Genomic DNA, 20295 nt, shown 5'->3' with positions numbered 1-20295 from the left:
TTACGCCGCGCGGCGGATCAGGATGTGCTTCTTTTTGCCGAGCGAGAGCTTGATGACGCCGTCGGCGGTGATTTCGTTGCTGCCGATCAGCCGGCGCTCGTCGCTGACGGCCTCGTCGTTGATGCGCACCGCGCCGCCCTGGATGTGACGGCGAGCCTCGCCATTCGAGCCGGCAAGACCAGCGCGGACCATCAGCGACAGCAGGCCGATGCCGCCGTCGAGTTCGGTGCCAGGGATGTCGACCGAAGGCAGGTTTTCGGCGACGCGGCCTTCCTCGAAGGTCTTGCGCGCCGTTTCGGCGGCCTGATCGGCGAATTCTCGGCCGTGCAGGATCGCCGTTACCTCAGTCGCGAGGATCTTCTTGACCTCGTTGATCTCCGAACCGCCGAGCGCCGAGAGACGGGCGATTTCATCCATCGGCAGCGTCGTGTAGAGCTTCAGGAAGCGCGAGACGTCGGCGTCCTCGGTGTTGCGCCAGTACTGCCAGAAATCGTAGGCCGAGAGCATGTCGGCGTTCAGCCAGATAGCGCCCGTCGCCGACTTGCCCATCTTGGCGCCCGACGACGTCGTCAGCAGCGGCGATGTCAGTGCATAAAGCTGCGGTGTCCCCATGCGGTGACCGAGATCGATACCGTTGACGATATTACCCCACTGATCCGAACCGCCCATCTGCAGACGGCAGCCATAGCGCTTGGCGATCTCGACGAAGTCGTAGGCCTGGAGGATCATGTAGTTGAATTCCAGGAAGGACAGCGACTGTTCGCGGTCAAGGCGCGTCTTCACGCTGTCGAAGGACAGCATGCGATTGACGGAGAAGTGCTTGCCGACATCGCGCAGGAATTCGAGGTAGTTCAGCGAGCGCAGCCATTCGGCATTGTTGATCATCAGCGCGTCCTTCGGACCGTCGCCGTAATTCAGATAATTGGAGAAGGCGCGCTTGATCGAGGCGATGTTGCCTTCGATCGTATCCACGGTCATGAGCTGGCGCGCCTCTTCCTTGAAGGAGGGGTCGCCGACCATACCGGTGCCGCCGCCCATTAGCGAAATGGCCCGATGACCGGTCTTCTGCATCCAATGCAGCATCATGATCTGGATCAGCGAGCCGGCGTGCAGGCTGGGCGCCGTCGGATCGAAGCCAATATAAGCCGTCACGGTTTCCTTGGCGAACAGGTCGTCGAGGCCGCGTTCATCGGAGACCTGATGAATGAAGCCGCGCTCTTTCAGCGTGCGGAGGAAATCGGACTTGAACTCGGACATGGCTTTCGTCTCTTGGTGTCTGCGTTTGACCCATATGGCTTCACGCAAGTTCGTTGTTGTTGATCTATCGCGGCGCGTTTAGCACTGTTTTTATAAAAGTGCATCCGGGAATCGCATGGGAGGCAAGCCGCATGGATGTCATCAGAACCGCGATCGGCCTGATGAGCGGCACGTCGATGGATGGAATCGATGTGGCGCTGCTCAGGACCGACGGCCGCGGCTTCATCGAGCGTGGCCCGTTCATGGGGGTACCCTATGACGCCGATTTTCGCGAGCGGCTGAAACGGGCGCTGGAACTGGCGCGGCCGCTGACCGACAGGAACGAGCGGCCCACTGAGCTTGGCGACATCGAGCGCGAGTTGACCCAACGGCATGCAATTGCCGTTACGGCATTCCTGGCGCGTTTCGGGTTCGCTGCCGGTGATATCGATGTTCTCGGCTTCCATGGGCAGACGGTGCTTCATCGACCCGACGAGGGGCTGACGATCCAGATCGGCGACGGCCAGGAACTGGCGCGCCGAACCGGCATATCGTTGGTCTATGACATGCGGGCCAACGATATGGTTCACGGCGGCCAGGGCGCACCGCTGGTGCCTGCCTATCACGCAGCGCTCGCGGGAAAATTCCAGCAGGCCGGGCAGGCTGTCTGTTTCGTCAATATCGGCGGGATCTCCAATCTGACCTTCATCGGCACGGACGGGCGGATATCGGCCTTCGATAGCGGCCCGGGCAATACGCTGATCGACCAGTGGGTGGAGATGCAGACCGGCAAAACCTTTGATCCCGGCGGCGAGATCGGCGGACGCGGCAAGGTGGTGGCCGCTCTCGCGGAGCGATATCTGGAAAGCCCGTTTTTTCGCGGCAATATCCGGCGTTCGCTCGATCGCGGCGATTTCGCACCGCTTCGGGTTGGGGAGGCGAGCCTTGAGGACGGCGCCCGGACGCTGGCGCACGTCGCCGCCGCGTCGATTGTCAAATCCGCCGGTTTCCTGCCGGAGACCCCGTCGACCTATATCGTCTGCGGCGGCGGGCGGCTGAACGGCACCTTGATGGCGGAACTTTCGGCCATGGCCGAAGCGCTGGGGTCGAAGGTATTGACCGCCGAAGAGGCCGGCTTCGACGGCGACGCGATGGAGGCCGAGGCCTGGGCCTATCTCGCCGTGCGCTCGCTGGATGGGCTGCCATTGACATTTCCAGGCACGACGGGGGTCGCCGCTCCCGTCAGCGGCGGGGTGCTGGCAAGGCCATGAGCGTGAGGATCATCCTCACGACGCCGCGGCTCAGTGTCGTCATGCACGGCTTTCTAACTCACCGCTGACACGCGGCCGGCAAAGATCTAACTCTTTACGGCAATCGGCCGGACATTGGATTTGCGCCCCGCCTGATTGCCATCCTCGACGCCCCTGACCTGGGCGATGAACGAAAACTTCTTGCGAAGGCCGAGGATCGGTTTCTCGATGAAATGCCAGGACAGCACCGCGACGGCGAGAGCCGAGGGCAAGCCGACGAGATAGAGCGCCAGCGCACCGTATTTCGGGTAGAGAAAGACCGTGGGGAACGAGCTGATCCAGATCTGCAAGAACGGGTCATGGTAGAGGTAGACGCCGTAGGAATAGTCGCCTTTCCTGAAAAAGGCCGGAATGGGCACCTCCGACAGGCCGAGGAAGACTGTGATGTAAACCAGCGAGGTGATGACGATCGGCCGGTTGATCACTGACTCCACAGCCCGGCTGTCGAGGGTGAGAATGGCGACGATGCAAACCAGGCAGGCGGCGGCGAATAGCCATCGGGAATACGGAATGACCGCTTTAAACTGAAAGACGGCGATGCCCATCATGAACGCCGTAATCAGCTGGGAGCCCCGGCTCATGAACAGGAAGCGCGCGATCGGCTTGATCGAGCCCGGGAACAGATAGGGCATCTTCTGCACGATGAGGCCGATGACGATATAGGCGGCCGTCACGGCAAGCAGCTTGTAGCGGGTCTTCACGATGGCGGTGACCATCAGGAACGACATGATGATGTAGCAGAATATCTCCCAGGGAACCGTCCAGAGCGCGCCGTTGACACGTTGGCTCGGATTATCCTGGAAAACGCCAGGCAACTCGTAATGGATCCAGCCGACGATATTCAGGAAGTATTTGAAAAATCGCGGATCGGTAAAATATTCGGAGTGATAGACGATTGTTATGATCGGCCCGATGATCAGCGAACAAACGACGATATCGACGGCAAGTGCCGGGACGATGCGCAAGCCACGATTGATCAGGAAGTTCCGGAGGCTCAGTCGCTGGGCGCTGCCGGCGATCAGAAATCCGCTCAACGCGAAAAACATCGGAACAAGAGCGTATTCAGCAAACCAGAATACCGACCCCCTGATGAAGGCATCATTCCTTGTCAGCAAAAAGGAATGGGTCAATACGATAGAAAAGGCGAGCCCAATTCGAAGAAAATCGAACCCCGGACCGATACCCCTATACTTATCCAGGACTTCCCCGAACGACTTGGTCATTGCGGACCTCGCTTTAGTTAGGATCGCGAGGAACCTACCGCACTGCAATATAGATTGCAACACGGTAGGCGATCTGTTCCGGCACAAAGGGGCCGGTGGCGTCCCGGACCGGCTCCGCTTGGGGATGACCGGCTCTGGCTATGGCGTTAGCGGATCCGCTTGGCCGCCGGCTCCGGCACCAGTTCGCCGTTGAGGCGGCGGTCGAGATAGTCCTCGCATTCGCCCATCAGCGTTTCCACCTGGCCGTTGAAGAAATGGTTGGCGTTGGAAACGGTGCGATGGGTAATGAGAATGCCCTTCTGGGTTTTCAGCTTCTCGACAAGGCCGTTGACGTCCTTTTCCGGCGCCACCTTGTCGGCCTCGCCGTTGATGATCAGGCCGGAGGAGGGGCAGGGCGCCAGGAAGGAGAAGTCGTAGGTATTCGGCTGTGGGGAAATCGACATGAAGCCTTCGATCTCCGGCCGACGCATCAGCAGCTGCATGCCGATCCAGGAGCCGAAGGAATAACCGGCGACCCAACAGGTCTTCGAATCGGGATGAAGGCTTTGCACCCAGTCGAGCGCCGAGGCGGCATCCGAAAGTTCGCCGGCGCCGTGGTCGAATTCGCCCTGGCTGCGGCCGATGCCCCGGAAATTGAAGCGCAGCGTCGTGAACCCACGCTTCTGGAACATATAGAAGAGCTGGTAAACGATCTGATTGTTCATCGTGCCGCCGAATTGCGGATGCGGATGCAGAATCAGGGCGATGGGCGCACTTTTTTCCTTGGAGGGCTGATAGCGGCCTTCAAGACGGCCGGCTGGGCCGTTGAAAATGACTTCGGGCATTGGTACTCCGGGTTTTATTTCGCGTTCGCGCTGCGTTTGGACGACAACATGACTTGACTAGTGTTGTCAGGTTTTCTAAAACGCAGTTTAGAACAATTCGAAACTTGCATGGCGATCCACGCATCGTGGAATGTGTCATAAGGCAAGCCCGGCGGAAATTTCAAGAAAAATGAACCGCGGGTGCTGAAGCAAGGTCGTCAAGCGCAGGACTGAAGATCATGGCGCCGCCACGCCTTTATCTCGACTGGAATGCCACAGCGCCGCTGCACCCCGCAGCACGCGCGGCGATCATGCGCGCCATCGACATTTTCGGCAATCCAAATTCCGTTCACGGCGAAGGCCGTGCTGCCCGCGCTGCAATCGAAGGCGCGCGGCGCAAAGTGGCGGCACTGGTCGGCACCGACGCCGGCAATGTGGTCTTTACCAGCGGCGCCACCGAGGCCGCCAATCTGGTGCTGACCCCGGATTTCCGCATGGGCCGCACGCCGCTTCAGCTCGGCCGCCTCTACTTTTCGGCAATCGAGCATCCGGCTGTGCGCGAAGGCGGCCGCTTTGCCAGGGAGAAGATGACCGAGGTCCCGGTGACGGAGGCCGGCATCGTCGATCTCGATGCGCTGGGCCTGCTGCTTGCTGCACATGACAAGGCCGCCGGCCTGCCGATGGTCGCCATCATGCTCGTCAACAACGAGACCGGCATCGTCCAGCCGGTCGAGGCGGCGGCAAAGATCGTCCACGCCCATGGCGGGCTCTTTGTCGTCGACGCCGTTCAGGCGGCTGGCCGCATCGGGCTCGATATCGGCAAGATCGGTGCCGATTTCATGATCATTTCCTCGCACAAGATCGGCGGGCCGAAGGGCGCCGGCGCGCTAATTGCCCGCGGCGAGGCGCTGATGCCGCGGCCGCTGATCCAGGGCGGCGGACAGGAGCGGGGTCACCGCTCCGGCACACAGAACTCACTGGCGCTGATCGGCTTCGGTGCGGCGGCAGAAGCCGCGGCCGACGAACTCGAGGCGCGTAATGTGGAAATCGGCGCGCTGCGCGAGCGGCTGGAAGCCGGCATGCGTGAGGCGGCTGCCGATGTGATGATCCACGGCGAGGGTGGCGAGCGTGTCGTCAATACGATCTTCTTCACCCTGCCGGGGCTGAAGGCCGAGACCGGACAGATCGCCTTCGATCTCGAAGGTGTGGCGCTTTCGGCAGGCTCGGCCTGCTCATCCGGTCGGCTCGGCGAAAGCCATGTGCTGACGGCGATGGGCCGTGACGCCAAGCTCGGAGCGCTGCGCATCTCGCTCGGTTTTGCGACGACGGAAGAGGATATCGACCGGGCGATTGCGGCTTTTGCGAAGATCGCCTGCCGGCGAAGGTCGGCCGGCGAGGCGGCTTGACCGCGTCATAAACTTGCGGAAACGCAAATTTTCGCTTGCCAATCGGGCTGAAAAGTCCCTTTTGGCCACCTACATCAGGGCAAGAGAATTGCCCATGCGCTACAAGCTGCCGGACCTTGTATCCGGCGAGATTGGAGAACGAAATGGCTGCCGTCCAGGAAACGATCGACCAGGTCCGCCTGATCGATGTCGACCAGTACAAATACGGTTTCGAAACCGTCATCGAAATGGACAAGGCGCCGAAAGGCCTGTCCGAGGATATCATCCGCTTCATTTCGGCCAAGAAGCAGGAGCCGGAGTGGATGCTGGAATGGCGTCTCGAGGCCTATCGCCGCTGGCTGACGCTGGAAGAGCCGACCTGGGCGCGCGTCGATTATCCGAAGATCGATTTCAACGACATTTATTATTACGCGGCGCCGAAAAGCACGCCGGGTCCGAAGTCGCTGGACGAGGTCGATCCGGAGCTGCTGAAGGTTTATGAGAAGCTCGGCATCCCGCTGCGTGAGCAGGAGATCCTGGCTGGCGTCGAGAAGCCGAAGATCGCCGTCGACGCGGTTTTCGACAGCGTCTCGGTCGTCACCACCTTCAAGGCAGAGCTGAAGAAGGCCGGCGTGATCTTCATGTCGATCTCGGAAGCGATCCGCGAATATCCCGATCTCGTCCGGAAATATCTCGGCTCGGTCGTGCCGACGACGGACAATTATTACGCGACGCTGAATTCGGCGGTCTTCACCGACGGTTCGTTCGTCTTCGTACCGAAGGGCGTTCGCTGCCCGATGGAGCTTTCCACCTATTTCCGCATCAACGAGAAGGGCACCGGCCAGTTCGAGCGCACGCTGATCATCGCGGAAGAGGGCGCCTACGTCTCCTATCTCGAAGGCTGCACGGCGCCGCAGCGCGACGAAAACCAGCTGCATGCCGCGGTGGTCGAGCTCGTGGCGCTCGACGATGCCGAGATCAAATATTCGACGGTGCAGAACTGGTATCCCGGCGACAAGAACGGCAAAGGCGGCATCTACAACTTCGTCACCAAGCGTGGCGATTGCCGCGGCGACCGCTCGAAGATCTCCTGGACGCAGGTCGAAACCGGATCGGCGATCACCTGGAAATATCCGTCCTGCATCCTGCGCGGCGATGACAGTCGCGGCGAGTTCTATTCGATCGCCGTCTCCAATGGCCATCAGCAGATCGACAGCGGCACCAAGATGATCCATCTCGGCAAGAACACGTCGAGCCGCATCGTCTCCAAGGGCATCGCCGCAGGCGTCTCCAACAACACCTATCGCGGCCAGGTCTCGGCCCACCGCAAGGCTTCGAATGCGCGCAATTTCACCCAGTGCGATTCGCTGCTGATCGGCGACAAGTGCGGCGCCCATACGGTGCCTTACATCGAGGCGAAGAATTCGACGGCGCAGTTCGAGCATGAAGCGACGACCTCGAAGATCTCCGAGGACCAGCTGTTCTACTGCCTGCAGCGCGGCATCCCCACAGAAGCGGCGATCGCCCTGATCGTCAACGGCTTCGTCAAAGAAGTGCTGCAGGAACTGCCGATGGAGTTTGCCATCGAGGCGCAGAAGCTGATCAGCATTTCGCTGGAAGGCTCTGTAGGCTGACATGAACGAGACGGACAAGAAGCGCATTCTTGAACGTCTGGAAAATATGCGAGGGGAAATATTGGCGAAAATTCGCCCCCGCGAAAGCAGATACGAGACAGAAAAGCCGCCGGAGCAGCCTTACGTGTTTCTCCAGCAGCGTATGGAAAAACCAGGAAAGTTTTTCAGATTCTCGAATGGCTTTGGCTCGTAACGCTCACGGTTTTCCGTGTCATTCGTTTTTTGGCGCGATAGCGCCGAGCATAACACGTCGACGCCCTTAGAAATTACGCGAGGCTCTAATGAGCTACGCAGAGAAAACGCAGGAACCAAAGATGCTTGAAATCAGAAACCTTCATGCCCGCATCGCCGAAGACGGCACTGAGATCATTCGTGGCCTGAACCTGACGGTGAAGGCCGGCGAAGTTGCCGCGATCATGGGGCCGAACGGCTCCGGCAAGTCGACGCTCTCCTATGTGCTGTCCGGCCGCAGCGATTACGAAGTCACCGAGGGCGACATTCTCTATAACGGCGAGAGCATTCTCGAGCTCGATCCGGCAGAACGCGCCACCAAGGGCATCTTTCTTGCCTTCCAGTATCCGGTCGAAATCCCGGGTGTCGCCACCATGCAATTCCTGAAGGTGGCGTTGAACGAGCAGCGCAAGGCGCGCGGCGAAGACGAGCTGACGACGCCGGATTTCATGCGTCGCGTCAAGGATGCCGCCGGCAAACTGCAGATCAATACCGAGATGCTGAAGCGGCCGCTGAATGTCGGCTTCTCCGGCGGTGAGAAGAAGCGGGCCGAGATCCTGCAGATGGCGCTGCTGGAGCCGAAGCTCTGCGTGCTTGACGAAACCGATTCCGGCCTCGACATAGACGCGCTGAAGATCGTCGCCGACGGCGTCAACGCGCTGCGTTCGCCGGACCGCGCCGTCGTGGTCATCACCCATTACCAGCGCCTGCTCGACTACATCGTGCCGGATACCGTCCACGTGCTCTACAAAGGCCAGGTGATCAAGTCGGGCGACAAGACGCTGGCGCATGAGCTGGAAGCCAACGGCTATGCCGACATCATCGGCGCGGCGGCCTGAGTTCGGGTGGAAAGGACGACGTCCATGAATATGCAGACGACGAGCCGCCTGACCGTGGCCGAAACGGCGTTGATCGAGGCATTCAACCATCAGATCGGCGATCTGCCGGGCAACGGCGCGGTGACGGCGCTACGCGACCGGCTTCTCGACGACCTGAAGAAGGCCGGCCTGCCGACGCGCCGCATCGAGGCCTGGCACTATACCGATCTGAAAAACCTGCTGCGCGCCTTGCCGCCGCAGGTCGGTGATGCCGGCTCCGATGCGCTTGAGCCTCTGGTTGCCGGCTCGACGGTGCTGGCGGTGATCCAGGGCCACGCCAACCAGAAGGCTGCGGCCGACGGTCTTGGCGTTTCAGCCTATAGCGAACATCTGCTCGACGGTTCCGCCGCAGACGGGCTCGATGCGCTTGGCAGCGACGACGCGGTCGGCCGCATCAACGGCAGCTTCGTGCGCGACGGCTATGTCGTCGACGTGCCTGCCGATACCGAGCTTGAAGATCCGCTCGAAATCCAGTTTGTCCATGCCGGCGGGCAGGCACATACACGCCTTCCCGTTGCCTTCGGCGCCGGTGTCAAGGCAACCGTCATCGAACGTCACCTTGCAGTGACCAGCGATGCGGCACTCGTGTCCCATGTCAGTGACATCACTGTCGGCGAGGGCGCCGAGCTAACCTGGATCATCCTGCAGCAGCATGGGGCAGACGATACGCATCTCGGCCAGATCCGCATCGATCTCGGCACGGACGCCAGGCTTCGCCTGTTCGTCATCAATGCCGGTGGCAGGCTGGTGCGCCAGGAACTGCATATCAAGGTGACGGGCGAGGGCGCCGACCTGACGGTGCGCGGCATCAACCTGCTCGGCGGTGAGAGCCATACCGACGTGACGATGATGCTTGGCCACGACGTGCCGCACACCGGCTCGACCGAAGTGATCCGCAACGTCGTCTTCGACCGCGCCAAGGGGGTCTTCCAGGGCATGATCCGGGTGGCGCCCGATGCGCAGAAGACCGACGCCAAGATGGCCTGCAACACGCTGCTGATGTCCGACGATGCCGAATTCTCGGTCAAGCCAGAGCTCGAGATCTTTGCCGACGATGTCCAGTGCGGCCACGGGGCGACGGTGACCGATATCGACGCCAATCATCTCTATTACATGATGGCGCGCGGCATTCCGGAGAACAAGGCGCGGGCGATGCTGGTCAACGCCTTCGTCGCCGAGATCGTCGAGGAACTGGAAGACGAGGCTCTGGTCGAGGCGCTGGAAGGCGTGATTTCGGCCTGGCTCGAAAAGCACGCCTGATCGGATATAGCAATGGACAAGATCGTACCGGCCGCGCCATACGACGTCGAAGCCATCCGCCGGGATTTTCCGATCCTGGCGGAGAAGGTGCACGGCAAGCCGCTGGTCTATCTCGACAACGGCGCCTCGGCGCAGAAGCCGCAGGTGGTGATCGATGCCATCTCGCATGCCTATAGCCACGAATATGCCAATGTGCATCGCGGCCTGCACTATCTCTCCAATGCCGCCACGGATGCCTATGAGGCATCGCGCGACAAGGTGCGCCGCTTCCTCAATGCCCCTTCGGTCAACGACATCGTCTTCACCAAGAATTCGACGGAAGCAATCAACACCGTCGCCTATGGCTGGGGCATGCCTGAGATCGGCGAAGGCGACGAGATCGTCCTGACGATCATGGAGCATCATTCCAACATCGTGCCCTGGCACTTCATCCGTGAGCGGCAGGGCGCCAAGCTGGTCTGGGTTCCCGTCGATGACGAGGGCGCCTTCCATATCGAAGATTTCGAAAAGAGCCTGACGGAGCGCACCAAGCTCGTCGCCATCACCCATATGTCGAATGCGCTCGGCACCATCGTTCCCGTCAAGGAAGTCTGCCGCATCGCGCACGAGCGCGGTATTCCGGTGCTGATCGACGGCAGCCAGGGTGCGGTGCATCTGCCCGTGGATGTGCAGGATATCGATTGCGACTGGTACGTGATGACCGGCCACAAGCTCTACGGCCCATCCGGCATCGGCGTGCTCTACGGCAAGAAGGAGCGGCTTTCGCAGATGCGCCCGTTCCAGGGCGGCGGCGAGATGATTTTCGAAGTTGCCGAGGATGCTGTCACCTATAATGATCCGCCGCATCGCTTCGAGGCCGGCACGCCACCGATCGTGCAGGCGATCGGGCTCGGTTATGCGCTCGACTACATGGAGAAGGTCGGCCGCGAGGCGATCGCCCGCCATGAGGCCGATCTTGCGGCTTACGCCGTCGAGCGGCTGAAATCGGTCAATTCGCTGCGGGTGTTCGGAACGGCGCCCGACAAGGGCAGTATCTTTTCCTTCGAGCTTGCCGGCATCCATGCCCATGACGTCTCGATGGTGATCGACCGGCAGGGCGTTGCGGTGCGGGCCGGCACCCATTGCGCCATGCCGCTCTTGAAACGCTTCGGCGTCACCTCCACATGCCGTGCATCTTTCGGCATGTACAATACCCGCGCCGAGGTCGATGCCCTGGCCGATGCGCTTGAATATGCGCGCAAGTTCTTTGCTTGAGGAGTGTCCGTGATGAGCCTGGACGAAAGCGAACAGAAGATCGATGTGCGCGAAGGCATCGTGCATTCCAGCATTCCGGCCGATGAGCTGGCGCGGCTCAGCGACGACGTCATCAGCGCGCTGAAGACCGTCTACGATCCGGAAATTCCGGCCGACATCTTCGAACTCGGTCTGATCTACAAGATCGACATCGAGGACGACCGGATGGTGAAAATCATGATGACACTGACCGCCCCCGGCTGCCCGGTTGCCGGCGAGATGCCGGGCTGGGTCGAAAATGCCGTCGGCGCCGTCGAAGGTGTATCGGGTGTCGAAGTGGCGATGACCTTCGATCCGCCGTGGACGCCGGATCGTATGTCCGAAGAGGCGCAGGTCGCCGTCGGTTGGTATTAAGCAGGCCGGTATTGATCCGTTTACTTGCGACGACTACATTTGAATCACGAAGCGCCGGATCTTGACCCCGGTTGCGGAAGGAGATGAGGCCCATGGGCTTTGCAATTATGAGCATGACGGACGGGGCTGCGGCCCGCGTCAAAGCGATCGTCGAGAACTCGGGGCCGGAGGCCAAGGGTGTACGCGTCGGCATCAAGAAGGGCGGCTGCGCCGGGATGGAATATACCATCGACATGGTGACCGAACCCAATGCCAAGGACGACCTGATCGAGCGCGACGGTGCCAAAGTCTGGGTCGAGCCATCGGCGGCTCTTTACCTGCTCGGCACCGAAATGGGTTTCGAGGCGACGACGCTGCGCTCCGGCTTCACCTTCACCAATCCGAACCAGACATCGGCCTGCGGCTGCGGCGAATCCGTCGAGCTGAAACCCGCCGATCTCGCGGCCCTAGCCGCACAGCGCCAAAACGAGCCGGCGCACACCTGACACCTGTGCCCTTCAGGCTGGTCGGAAATTCTCCGCCAGCCAAGCCCTGATGAAATCCGGCTCGTCGTCGCCGAGATCATGGCCGGTCGGGATCAGTCTCGTCGTGGCGCCGGCACCGCTTTTTTCAATCTGATCCCTGATGAGCACAACGTCCTCAGGCGCGCGCCGCTCGTCGCGTTCGCCTGCCAGAATGAGGATGCGATGGTTTCTGAGGTCGGGAAAATCGGCGGCGGGTGCGGGTGATAGCGGCCGCAGCAGGACGGCCCCGGCTATGGTTTCCGGGCGATGCAGCAGGATCGAGGCGGCGATGATCGCGCCGTTCGAAAAGCCGACCAGCACAGGCGGCCGTTTCAGGAGCCCGGTTGTCGAGGCCTTCGCCAGAAAATCGGCGAGATGATGGGTCTCGTTGAAGAGGTCGGCGTCATCAAGCGTCCGGTCGGGGTTTCGGCGAAAGAAAGCAAAGCCTTCATCCCATTTAACCGCGCCCCTCAGCGACAGATAGGGCCGATCCGCCCCAACCTTGTCGGCAAGCGCGATCAGATTGCGTTCATGCATGCCGCTTCCATGCAGCAGCACCAGGGGTGCTGGATCGAGTGCGGTTCTTCCTGAGATCGAAATGAAATCCTGATATTCCGGCATGGCATCGATCCCCATCATTGGCGCGGATCGGCATAGGTCTGATTCAAGACGGGATTATAACAGCATCGCGACTTACGGGCCGTGCTCAGTCGCGCTTGATGCCCATCAGCATTTCCCACATGTCGGCGCCGGTCTCGAAGACCACGGCGTTTGCCTTGTAGCTCTGCTCGGTTTCGATCAGGTCGGTCAGTTCGGTGGCCGGATCGACATCCGACGTCGTCGGCCTGACGGCGGCCTGGACACCGCCTGAAACAACGGATGTGAGGCTGGTGTTCAGCCTGGTATAATCCGGTGTACTGCTGTTTGCGACGTTGTTGGCGATCGCGCTGATCCGGGTCGTCTGCGCCCGCATTCCCGAAAGAGCAGTGTTCGTAATGCCCGATATGTTCATCAGCGTTTCCCCAGAACTGGATAATCGTCTTTTACCTGCAAGGGTTTAGGGAATGCTGAAGGCATTGCGTTAGCGAAGACCTACAGGTCGGGCGCGTGCGGCCGTATCTGTTCCGGATTGGAACGGGATGATAGCCAGGGGTCGGTGGCGATAGAGCCGGCAGCACGTGCCAATCGACATCGGCAAGTCCCCCACCTATCCCGACGGATGGCATTCCCCTACATTGCCGGCTGATAGGCTCTGGCCTTCGCGTGATTTGTGGAGCAGGTGATGACCAAGAAGCGGCCGAAAGGCATCGAGACATACACGGCCCCGGCCGGCGGCTGGGGTGCACTCAAAGCCGTTGCCGAAACCCTTGCACGCCAGCAGGTCATCGCCCAGGGTGCTGCGACGCTGCTGAAAGCCAATCAGCCCGAGGGTTTCGATTGCCCCGGCTGCGCATGGCCCGATCCCAAACATACGAGCTCATTCGAATTCTGCGAAAACGGTGCCAAGGCGATCACCTGGGAATCGACGGCAAAGCGCGCCGGACCCGACTTTTTCGCGACGCACGGCGTTGCCGAACTCTGGCAATGGAACGACCACCAGCTGGAAGACCAGGGCCGCCTGACGCACCCGTTGATCTATGACCATGTCAGCGACCATTACCTGCCGATCGGCTGGGACGAGGCCCTTGCGCTGATCGGCGACGAACTGCGCAAACTGCCCGACCCTGACATGGCCGAATTCTATACGTCCGGACGCGCCTCAAACGAGGCGGCATTTCTGTTCCAGCTTTTTGTTAGGGCCTACGGCACCAACAATTTTCCCGACTGCTCGAACATGTGCCATGAGGCGACCAGCGTCGGCCTGCCCGACTCGATCGGGGTCGGCAAGGGCACGGTGACGCTCGAGGATTTCGATCATGCCGATGCCATCTTCAGCTTCGGTCACAATCCGGGCACCAACCATCCTCGGATGATGACCACCCTGCACGATGCCGCGAGGCGCGGCGTTCCGATCGTGGTCTTCAATCCCTTGAAAGAAAGGGCGCTTGAAAAATTCGCAGCACCGCAGAACCCGGTAGAAATGGCGATGATGTCGTCGACGCCGATCGCATCGGCCTATCACCAGGTCCGCACCGGCGGGGATCTTGCGGCCCTCAAGGGGATGATGAAGCGGATATTCGAACGCGACGACGCCGATATCACCGCAGGCGGCAAGGGCTTTCTCGATCGCGAGTTCATCAAGGCACACACGATCGGGCTGGAGGCTCTCAAGGCCGATGTCGCACAGACGGAGTGGGCGTCGATCCTCAGGAAATCGGGCCTGACGTTCGAAGCGCTGGATAGTGCTGTCGAGGTCTATCTCAATGCCCGCAACGTTATCCTCTGCTACGGCATGGGCATCACCCAGCACAGCCACGGCACCGCCAACGTCCAGCAGCTGGCCAATTTCCTGATGCTGCGGGGGAATATCGGCCGCCAGGGCGCCGGCATCTGCCCGCTTCGGGGACATTCGAACGTTCAGGGCGACCGCACGGTCGGTATCACCGAAATCCCCAATAGGGCGCTTCTCGACGGCATGGAAAAGGCCTTCGGTTTCCGCCCTCCGGAGGAGAAGGGCCACAACGCCGTCGAAGCCATCGAGGCGATCATCGAGGGCCGGTCGAAGGCGCTGGTCTGCCTCGGCGGCAATCTGGCCGTGGCGATATCCGATCCGGACGCGACGTTCATAGGCATGCGCAAACTCCACCTTGCCGTTCACATCGCGACGAAACTCAATCGCTCGCACCTGTTGATCGCCCGGACCTCGATCATTTTTCCCGTTCTCGGCCGCACCGACCAGGACATCCAGAAGACCGGACCGCAATCGGTGACCGTCGAGGATTCCATGTCGATGGTGCATGCCTCGCGCGGTTTCCTGAAACCGCCCGGCGACCAGCTTCGCTCCGAGCCTGCGATCATCGCCGGTATCGCCAAGGCAACGCTCGGCAGCAAATACGATATCGATTGGGACGGGATGGTCGGTGATTACAGCCGTATTCGGGAAAAGATCGCGGTAGTCTTTCCCGATTTTCATGACTTCAACACCAGGGTCAGGAAACCCGGCGGCTTCCGGCTGACGGTCGCCGCCGCTGACCGGCAATGGCACACTCCTTCAGGCAAGGCGCATTTCCTCACTGCGCCGGGACTGGAAGAAGATCCCCGGCTTGTCGACGCGGACACGTTGGTTCTGACGACGCTGCGCAGTCACGACCAGTACAATACGACGATCTACAGCCTCGACGACCGCTATCGCGGCGTCTTCGGCCGCCGTGACATCATCTTCATGAACAGCAAGGATCTCTCCGCTCGCGGCCTGGCCGATGGCGACAGGGTCGATATCGAATCGGTTGGGGAAACAGCCAGCAAGTCGGTCAAAGGCTTCACCGCGGTGGCCTACGACATTCCGGCCGGCTCCGTGGCTGGATATTATCCCGAGATGAACCGGGTCATCGCGCTTGCCGATTACGACCGAAAATCGGGAACCCCTGCCTATAAGGGTGTGCCTGTGAAGGTGCAGAAGTCGGCGTAAGCGGGGGAGGCGCTTGCCTGCCTCAAGCTAAAGCGCGTCGCATTTAACTTGATTCATTCGACGCGATTTAGCTCTTTGTTTTTATGCATGTCGTTATCCGGGAACCGCTGCACACTTCCCGGCGACATGCATTATCGTGACGCCACCCAGTCGTGCCAATCGCTTTCGTTGCCGTTGAACACGTTGAGGTCGATCTTGCCTTCGACGCCTTCGGAGAGGCCGGAGCCGGAGTATTGCCAGAAGAGCCACTTGCGGCCGGGGTAGACCTTGGAGGGGTGAGCGGCAACCGAGCGCAGCCAGAAGGGATAGTCGAGCATCTGGCCCTTCAGATTGTCGCGGTAGAAATCCGGCGCCGTGTAGATGATCGGGCGCTGACCGTAATAACGCTCCAGCTTGTCCATGAACACCTGCATCTTTTCCCGGACGCGGGCGGGGGATATGCGGCGCTTGCAGCTCGATTCGCCATTCCATTCGACGTCGATGACCGGCGGAAGCGCGTTTGCTTCCCTCGGCACGTTGCGGATGAACCAGTCGGCCTGTTCGCCTGCCGTCCGGCACCAGTAGAAGAAGTGATAGGCGCCGTGTTTCAGGCCGGCTTCCTTGGCCCGGCGCCAGTTTTTCTTGAACATCGGATCGAGGTGATCGCCGCCGTCCGTCGCCTTGATGTAGACGAAGTTCGCGCCTTGCCCGCGCAACGTCTCCCAATCGATCTCGCCCTGCCAGCGCGAGACGTCGACGCCATGCACGGCAAGCTTTCTCGGCGAGGTGGAGCCGAAGTTGATCGGCTTGGCATCGCGGAAGCGGTGGCCGTAGATCTGTCCGCGTGCCGGCGATCTCCTGCCGACATCGGGATCGATTCCCGGATTGGTGGGCATGAGCATCGCGACGGGCTTTTCCGTCGGCATCGGCATGCCGACCGGCCTGTCCTGGGGCACGAGCGCCTGTGGCTCCGGAACCGGTCCGGTCCAGCTCAACGCTTCCTGCGGCGCGTTTGCCTGTGTAGTGTCGCCGACGGTGGCAGCCGGTATCGGGCCGTTCGGTTTGGTGATCGCATTCGTCGTTTCCGGCGATGGCACGTTGCCCAGCACATCTTCGGCGCCGGAACTGGCGGCGCATCCCGACAGGATCAGGGCGGCAAGGAGGATTGCTGGCAAAGCCGATGAACGCATGAGAACCTGCACGCAAAACAAAAGGTCGACGGCAACATTCCTGCTGGAGGGAAACCGCCCATTTTCAATTGCTAACAGAGACTTGCTAAGAAAGGTTAAATTTGAACCCAATGCCTCGAAACGGGCATCGCCGGGTTCGGCGCCGTATCACGTATCGAAAGCTGATCTTGAAGGCAGCCCCTCCCAACCTGTGAGAGGGGCTGGCCGAATTGCTGCTACTCCGCCGCCTCGGCATAAGTTTCGACCGGCGGGCAGGTGCAGAGCAGGTTGCGGTCGCCATAGACATTGTCGACGCGGTTGACCGGCGACCAGTATTTGTCGACGCGGAAGGCGCCGGGCGGGAAGCAGGCCTGTTCGCGCGAATAGGGGCGCTCCCATTCGCCGACGAGGTCTTCCACCGTGTGCGGAGCGTTCTTCAGCGGGTTGTTGACCTTGTCCATGCGGCCTTCCTCAATCGCGCGAGCCTCCTCGCGGATCGCCAGCATCGCCTCGCAGAAGCGGTCGAGTTCGGCCTTGGTCTCGCTTTCCGTCGGCTCGATCATCAGCGTGCCTGATACCGGCCAGCTCATCGTCGGCGCATGGAAGCCGCAGTCGATCAGCCGCTTGGCGACGTCGTCGACGGTGACACCTGCGCTGTCGACCAGAGGGCGGGTGTCGATGATGCATTCGTGCGCGACGCGGCCGGCGGCCGATTTGTAAAGCACGTCATAGGCGCCCTTCAGGCGGGCGGCGATGTAGTTAGCGTTGAGGATCGCCACCTTGGTCGCCTGCGTCAGCCCTTCGCCGCCCATCATCAGGCAGTAGCTCCAGGAGATCGGCAGGATCGAGGCCGAGCCGAAGGCGGCGGCCGAAACCGCGCCGGAACGGCCGTCGGTTTCCGGGTGCCCTGGCAGGTACGGCGCCAGGTGCGCTTTGACGCCGATCGGACCCATACCGGGGCCGCCGCCGCCATGCGGGATGCAGAAGGTCTTGTGCAGGTTGAGGTGGGAAACGTCCGAGCCGATGTCGCCGGGACGGGACAGGCCGACCATGGCGTTCATGTTGGCGCCGTCGAGATAGACCTGGCCGCCATTGGTATGCACGAGATCGCAGATTTCCTTGACGGTCTCTTCGAAGACGCCGTGCGTCGAAGGGTAGGTGATCATGCAGCAGGAGAGGTTTGCCGCATGCTCCTCAGCCTTGGCGCGGAAGTCGTCGAGATCGATGTCGCCATTCTCGCGCACTTTGATGACCACCACCTTCATACCGACCATCTGGGCCGAGGCCGGGTTGGTGCCGTGCGCCGAGGTCGGGATCAGGCAGACGTCGCGATGGCCCTCGCCGTTGGCGATATGAAAGTTGCGGATCGTCAGCAGACCGGCATATTCACCTTGCGCGCCGGAATTCGGCTGCATGGAGAAGGCGTCGTAGCCGGTGATGGCGCAGAGCTTTTCGATCAGGTCGTCGATCATCTCGCGGTAGCCGAGCGCCTGATCGGTCGGCACGAAGGGATGGATGTCGGAAAATTCCGGCCAGGTGATCGGCAGCATTTCCGCCGTCGCATTGAGCTTCATCGTGCACGAACCAAGCGGGATCATCGAGCGGTCGAGGGCCAGATCCCGGTCGGAGAGCCGGCGGATGTAACGCGTCATCTCGCTTTCGGCGCGGTTCATGTGGAAGATCGGATGGGTGAGGTAATTGCTGGTTCTGAGCAGGCCTCTCGGCAGCCGGTAGGAAGGCTCGAAATCGGCGATGGTGAAATTGCCACCGAAGGCGCGCCAGACGGCTTCGAGCGTTGCCGGCCGCGTGCGCTCGTCGACGCTCATGCCGATCCCGGTTTCGCCGACCTTGCGCAGATTGACGCCTTCGGCAACGGCGGCGCGCAGGATGAGCCCCTGCATGTGGCCGACATCGACGGTGATGGTGTCGAAGAAGGTCTCCGGCTCGACCTTATAGCCGAGCTTTTCCAGACCCTTGGCCATCAGCACGGCCTTCTGGTGAACCTGCTGGGCGATCGCCTTGATACCCTCGGGACCATGGAAGACCGCATACATCGAGGCCATGACGGCGAGCAGCACCTGGGCGGTGCAGATGTTCGACGTCGCCTTCTCGCGGCGGATATGCTGCTCGCGGGTCTGCAGCGACAGGCGATAGGCGCGGTTGCCGCGGGCATCGACGGAAACGCCGACGAGACGGCCGGGCATGGAGCGCTTGATGGCATCCTTGACCGACATATAGGCCGCATGCGGGCCGCCGTAGCCGACCGGGACGCCGAAGCGCTGCGAGGAGCCGACGGCGATATCGGCACCCATTTCGCCAGGCGATTTCAAGAGCGTCAGCGCCAGGATGTCGGCGGCGACGATCGATATGGCGCCGGCCTGGTGCAGGCGGGCGATCACGCCGGTGAAATCATGGACGTGACCATGCGTGCCCGGATATTGGAAGATTGCGCCGAAGACATCGACCGGATCGAGATCGGTGAAGGGATTGCCGACAATCACCTGCCAGCCGAGCGGCTCGGCGCGGGTGCAGATCAGGGCGATGGTTTGCGGATGGCAATCGGCATCGACGAAGAAGGCCTTCGCCTTCGACTTGGCGACGCGTTCGGCAATCGCCATGCCTTCGGCGGCGGCGGTCGCCTCGTCGAGCAGCGAGGCATTGGCGACGTCGAGGCCGGTGAGGTCGCAGACCATCGTCTGGTAGTTGAGAAGCGCTTCCAGGCGGCCCTGGCTGATCTCCGGCTGGTAGGGCGTATAGGCCGTATACCAGGCGGGATTTTCCAGGATGTTGCGCTGGATGACCGGCGGCGTGATCGTGCCGTAGTATCCCTGGCCGATCAGCGACACCAGCACCTTGTTCTTGTTGGCGGTCTCGCGCAGCTTGTCGAGCGCCTCGCGCTCGGTCATCGGCGCGCCCCAGACGAGTGGCGCCTTCTGGCGGATCGAGGGCGGCAACGTCGCGTCGATCAAGCCGTCGAGGCTGTTATAGCCGATCACCTTCAGCATGTCGGTCATCTCGGCCGGCGAGGGGCCGATGTGACGGCGATTGGCAAAATCGTAGGGCTGATAGTCGGTGAACTGGAATTCGGTCGGCGTCGTCATTACGCGGTGAGCTCCTTATAGGCGGCCTCGTCGAGCAAGCCGTTGGCATCCGCGGCATTTGCAAGCTTCAGCTTGAAGAACCAGCCGGCGCCCTGAGGATCGGAATTGACCAGCGACGGATCGGCAACGATGGCCGGATTGACCTCGGTGATCTCGCCGTCGAGCGGACAATAGACGTCGGAGGCAGCCTTGACGGATTCAACTGTCGCGGCATTGCCGTTCTTGGAGAAGGTCGCGCCGACTTCCGGCAGTTCGACGAAAACCAGGTCGCCGAGCTGATCGACGGCATAATTGGTGATACCAACCGTCGCAACGCCGCCTTCGATCTGCAGCCATTCGTGTTCTTCGGTAAATTTCAGCATTGTTCG

The 20295-nt window shown here is 61.2% G+C and carries 17 protein-coding genes and 1 pseudogene; 10 read left to right on the top strand and 8 right to left on the bottom strand.

What is annotated here, in order from left to right:
* Window positions 1-1257 (bottom strand): tyrosine--tRNA ligase, encoded by a 1257-nt coding sequence (gene tyrS / locus J3O30_RS12210; protein ID WP_207580604.1) that lies wholly within the window; start codon window positions 1255-1257, stop codon window positions 1-3.
* A 131-nt stretch (window positions 1258-1388) separates the two neighbouring features.
* Here tyrS and J3O30_RS12205 point away from each other — a divergent pair, with 131 nt between their 5' ends.
* Complete coding sequence (locus tag J3O30_RS12205) at window positions 1389-2507, top strand: anhydro-N-acetylmuramic acid kinase (protein WP_207580603.1); 1119 nt, start codon at window positions 1389-1391, stop codon at window positions 2505-2507.
* An 86-nt stretch (window positions 2508-2593) separates the two neighbouring features.
* Here the strand turns inward: J3O30_RS12205 and J3O30_RS12200 are convergent, their stop codons facing one another.
* Window positions 2594-3769 (bottom strand): acyltransferase, encoded by a 1176-nt coding sequence (locus tag J3O30_RS12200; protein WP_207580602.1) that lies wholly within the window; start codon window positions 3767-3769, stop codon window positions 2594-2596.
* A 146-nt stretch (window positions 3770-3915) separates the two neighbouring features.
* Entirely contained in the window at window positions 3916-4593 is a 678-nt protein-coding gene (locus J3O30_RS12195) for an alpha/beta hydrolase (protein WP_007629230.1), read from the bottom strand.
* A gap of 218 nt (window positions 4594-4811) precedes the next feature.
* On the opposite strand from J3O30_RS12195, the gene J3O30_RS12190 reads away from it, so the two are divergent.
* The 8 genes and pseudogenes from J3O30_RS12190 to sufA all read left to right on the top strand — a co-directional run bounded on the left by J3O30_RS12190 (window position 4812) and on the right by sufA (window position 12092).
* Entirely contained in the window at window positions 4812-5978 is a 1167-nt protein-coding gene (locus J3O30_RS12190) for a cysteine desulfurase family protein (RefSeq protein ID WP_207580601.1), read from the top strand.
* A 143-nt stretch (window positions 5979-6121) separates the two neighbouring features.
* Window positions 6122-7591: a Fe-S cluster assembly protein SufB gene (gene sufB, locus J3O30_RS12185; protein ID WP_207580600.1), complete on the top strand. Its 1470-nt coding sequence runs from the start codon at window positions 6122-6124 to the stop codon at window positions 7589-7591.
* A 1-nt stretch (window position 7592) separates the two neighbouring features.
* Window positions 7593-7825 (top strand): annotated as a pseudogene (locus J3O30_RS12180) (hypothetical protein).
* A gap of 80 nt (window positions 7826-7905) precedes the next feature.
* Window positions 7906-8661 (top strand): Fe-S cluster assembly ATPase SufC, encoded by a 756-nt coding sequence (gene sufC, locus J3O30_RS12175; protein ID WP_207580599.1) that lies wholly within the window; start codon window positions 7906-7908, stop codon window positions 8659-8661.
* Between the two features lie 24 nt (window positions 8662-8685).
* Entirely contained in the window at window positions 8686-9960 is a 1275-nt protein-coding gene (gene sufD / locus J3O30_RS12170; RefSeq protein WP_207580598.1) for a Fe-S cluster assembly protein SufD, read from the top strand.
* A gap of 12 nt (window positions 9961-9972) precedes the next feature.
* Window positions 9973-11214, top strand: a complete 1242-nt coding sequence (locus J3O30_RS12165) for a cysteine desulfurase (RefSeq protein WP_207580597.1) — start codon at window positions 9973-9975, stop codon at window positions 11212-11214.
* A gap of 12 nt (window positions 11215-11226) precedes the next feature.
* Window positions 11227-11607, top strand: a complete 381-nt coding sequence (locus J3O30_RS12160; RefSeq protein WP_003559708.1) for an SUF system Fe-S cluster assembly protein — start codon at window positions 11227-11229, stop codon at window positions 11605-11607.
* A gap of 92 nt (window positions 11608-11699) precedes the next feature.
* Window positions 11700-12092 (top strand): Fe-S cluster assembly scaffold SufA, encoded by a 393-nt coding sequence (gene sufA / locus J3O30_RS12155; RefSeq protein ID WP_207580596.1) that lies wholly within the window; start codon window positions 11700-11702, stop codon window positions 12090-12092.
* Window positions 12093-12104: 12 nt separating this feature from the next.
* Here the strand turns inward: sufA and J3O30_RS12150 are convergent, their stop codons facing one another.
* Both J3O30_RS12150 and J3O30_RS12145 read right to left on the bottom strand, forming a co-directional pair.
* The gene (locus J3O30_RS12150; protein ID WP_207580595.1) at window positions 12105-12731 is read right to left on the bottom strand and encodes an alpha/beta fold hydrolase; all 627 of its coding nucleotides are present in this window, start codon (window positions 12729-12731) and stop codon (window positions 12105-12107) included.
* 85 nt (window positions 12732-12816) lie between these two features.
* On the bottom strand, window positions 12817-13122 hold the full coding sequence (locus J3O30_RS12145; RefSeq protein WP_207580594.1) for a flagellar basal body rod C-terminal domain-containing protein: 306 nt from the start codon (window positions 13120-13122) through the stop codon (window positions 12817-12819).
* A gap of 270 nt (window positions 13123-13392) precedes the next feature.
* On the opposite strand from J3O30_RS12145, the gene J3O30_RS12140 reads away from it, so the two are divergent.
* Entirely contained in the window at window positions 13393-15678 is a 2286-nt protein-coding gene (locus J3O30_RS12140) for an FdhF/YdeP family oxidoreductase (RefSeq protein ID WP_207580593.1), read from the top strand.
* A gap of 131 nt (window positions 15679-15809) precedes the next feature.
* Here the strand turns inward: J3O30_RS12140 and J3O30_RS12135 are convergent, their stop codons facing one another.
* The 3 genes from J3O30_RS12135 to gcvH form a co-directional block, all read right to left on the bottom strand.
* On the bottom strand, window positions 15810-16847 hold the full coding sequence (locus J3O30_RS12135) for a GH25 family lysozyme (protein WP_207580592.1): 1038 nt from the start codon (window positions 16845-16847) through the stop codon (window positions 15810-15812).
* Window positions 16848-17062: 215 nt separating this feature from the next.
* The gene (gene gcvP / locus J3O30_RS12130; protein WP_207580591.1) at window positions 17063-19927 is read right to left on the bottom strand and encodes an aminomethyl-transferring glycine dehydrogenase; all 2865 of its coding nucleotides are present in this window, start codon (window positions 19925-19927) and stop codon (window positions 17063-17065) included.
* Window positions 19927-20289 (bottom strand): glycine cleavage system protein GcvH, encoded by a 363-nt coding sequence (gene gcvH / locus J3O30_RS12125; protein ID WP_207580590.1) that lies wholly within the window; start codon window positions 20287-20289, stop codon window positions 19927-19929. The genes gcvP and gcvH overlap by 1 nt, the downstream gene beginning before the upstream one ends.
* Window positions 20290-20295: the final 6 nt, after the last annotated feature.

It is taken from the genome of Rhizobium sp. NZLR1, from assembly GCF_017357385.1.
GTDB lineage: Bacteria > Pseudomonadota > Alphaproteobacteria > Rhizobiales > Rhizobiaceae > Rhizobium.
The sequence above is the reverse complement of the archived record's forward strand: the minus strand, read 5'-3'. Positions and strand labels throughout refer to the sequence as shown.

Excerpts from the sequence above, each read along its gene's own strand:
- J3O30_RS12150 (WP_207580595.1), bottom strand. The coding sequence starts at position 12,731 with ATGCCGGAATATCAGGATTTCATTTCGATCTCAGGAAGAACCGCACTC.
- sufD (WP_207580598.1), top strand. The coding sequence starts at position 8,686 with ATGAATATGCAGACGACGAGCCGCCTGACCGTGGCCGAAACGGCGTTG.
- J3O30_RS12135 (WP_207580592.1), bottom strand. The coding sequence starts at position 16,847 with ATGCGTTCATCGGCTTTGCCAGCAATCCTCCTTGCCGCCCTGATCCTG.
- gcvH (WP_207580590.1), bottom strand. The coding sequence starts at position 20,289 with ATGCTGAAATTTACCGAAGAACACGAATGGCTGCAGATCGAAGGCGGC.
- J3O30_RS12195 (WP_007629230.1), bottom strand. The coding sequence starts at position 4,593 with ATGCCCGAAGTCATTTTCAACGGCCCAGCCGGCCGTCTTGAAGGCCGC.
- gcvP (WP_207580591.1), bottom strand. The coding sequence starts at position 19,927 with ATGACGACGCCGACCGAATTCCAGTTCACCGACTATCAGCCCTACGAT.
- sufB (WP_207580600.1), top strand. The coding sequence starts at position 6,122 with ATGGCTGCCGTCCAGGAAACGATCGACCAGGTCCGCCTGATCGATGTC.
- sufC (WP_207580599.1), top strand. The coding sequence starts at position 7,906 with ATGCTTGAAATCAGAAACCTTCATGCCCGCATCGCCGAAGACGGCACT.
- J3O30_RS12140 (WP_207580593.1), top strand. The coding sequence starts at position 13,393 with ATGACCAAGAAGCGGCCGAAAGGCATCGAGACATACACGGCCCCGGCC.
- J3O30_RS12145 (WP_207580594.1), bottom strand. The coding sequence starts at position 13,122 with ATGAACATATCGGGCATTACGAACACTGCTCTTTCGGGAATGCGGGCG.
- J3O30_RS12190 (WP_207580601.1), top strand. The coding sequence starts at position 4,812 with ATGGCGCCGCCACGCCTTTATCTCGACTGGAATGCCACAGCGCCGCTG.
- J3O30_RS12200 (WP_207580602.1), bottom strand. The coding sequence starts at position 3,769 with ATGACCAAGTCGTTCGGGGAAGTCCTGGATAAGTATAGGGGTATCGGT.
- J3O30_RS12165 (WP_207580597.1), top strand. The coding sequence starts at position 9,973 with ATGGACAAGATCGTACCGGCCGCGCCATACGACGTCGAAGCCATCCGC.
- tyrS (WP_207580604.1), bottom strand. The coding sequence starts at position 1,257 with ATGTCCGAGTTCAAGTCCGATTTCCTCCGCACGCTGAAAGAGCGCGGC.
- sufA (WP_207580596.1), top strand. The coding sequence starts at position 11,700 with ATGGGCTTTGCAATTATGAGCATGACGGACGGGGCTGCGGCCCGCGTC.
- J3O30_RS12160 (WP_003559708.1), top strand. The coding sequence starts at position 11,227 with ATGAGCCTGGACGAAAGCGAACAGAAGATCGATGTGCGCGAAGGCATC.
- J3O30_RS12205 (WP_207580603.1), top strand. The coding sequence starts at position 1,389 with ATGGATGTCATCAGAACCGCGATCGGCCTGATGAGCGGCACGTCGATG.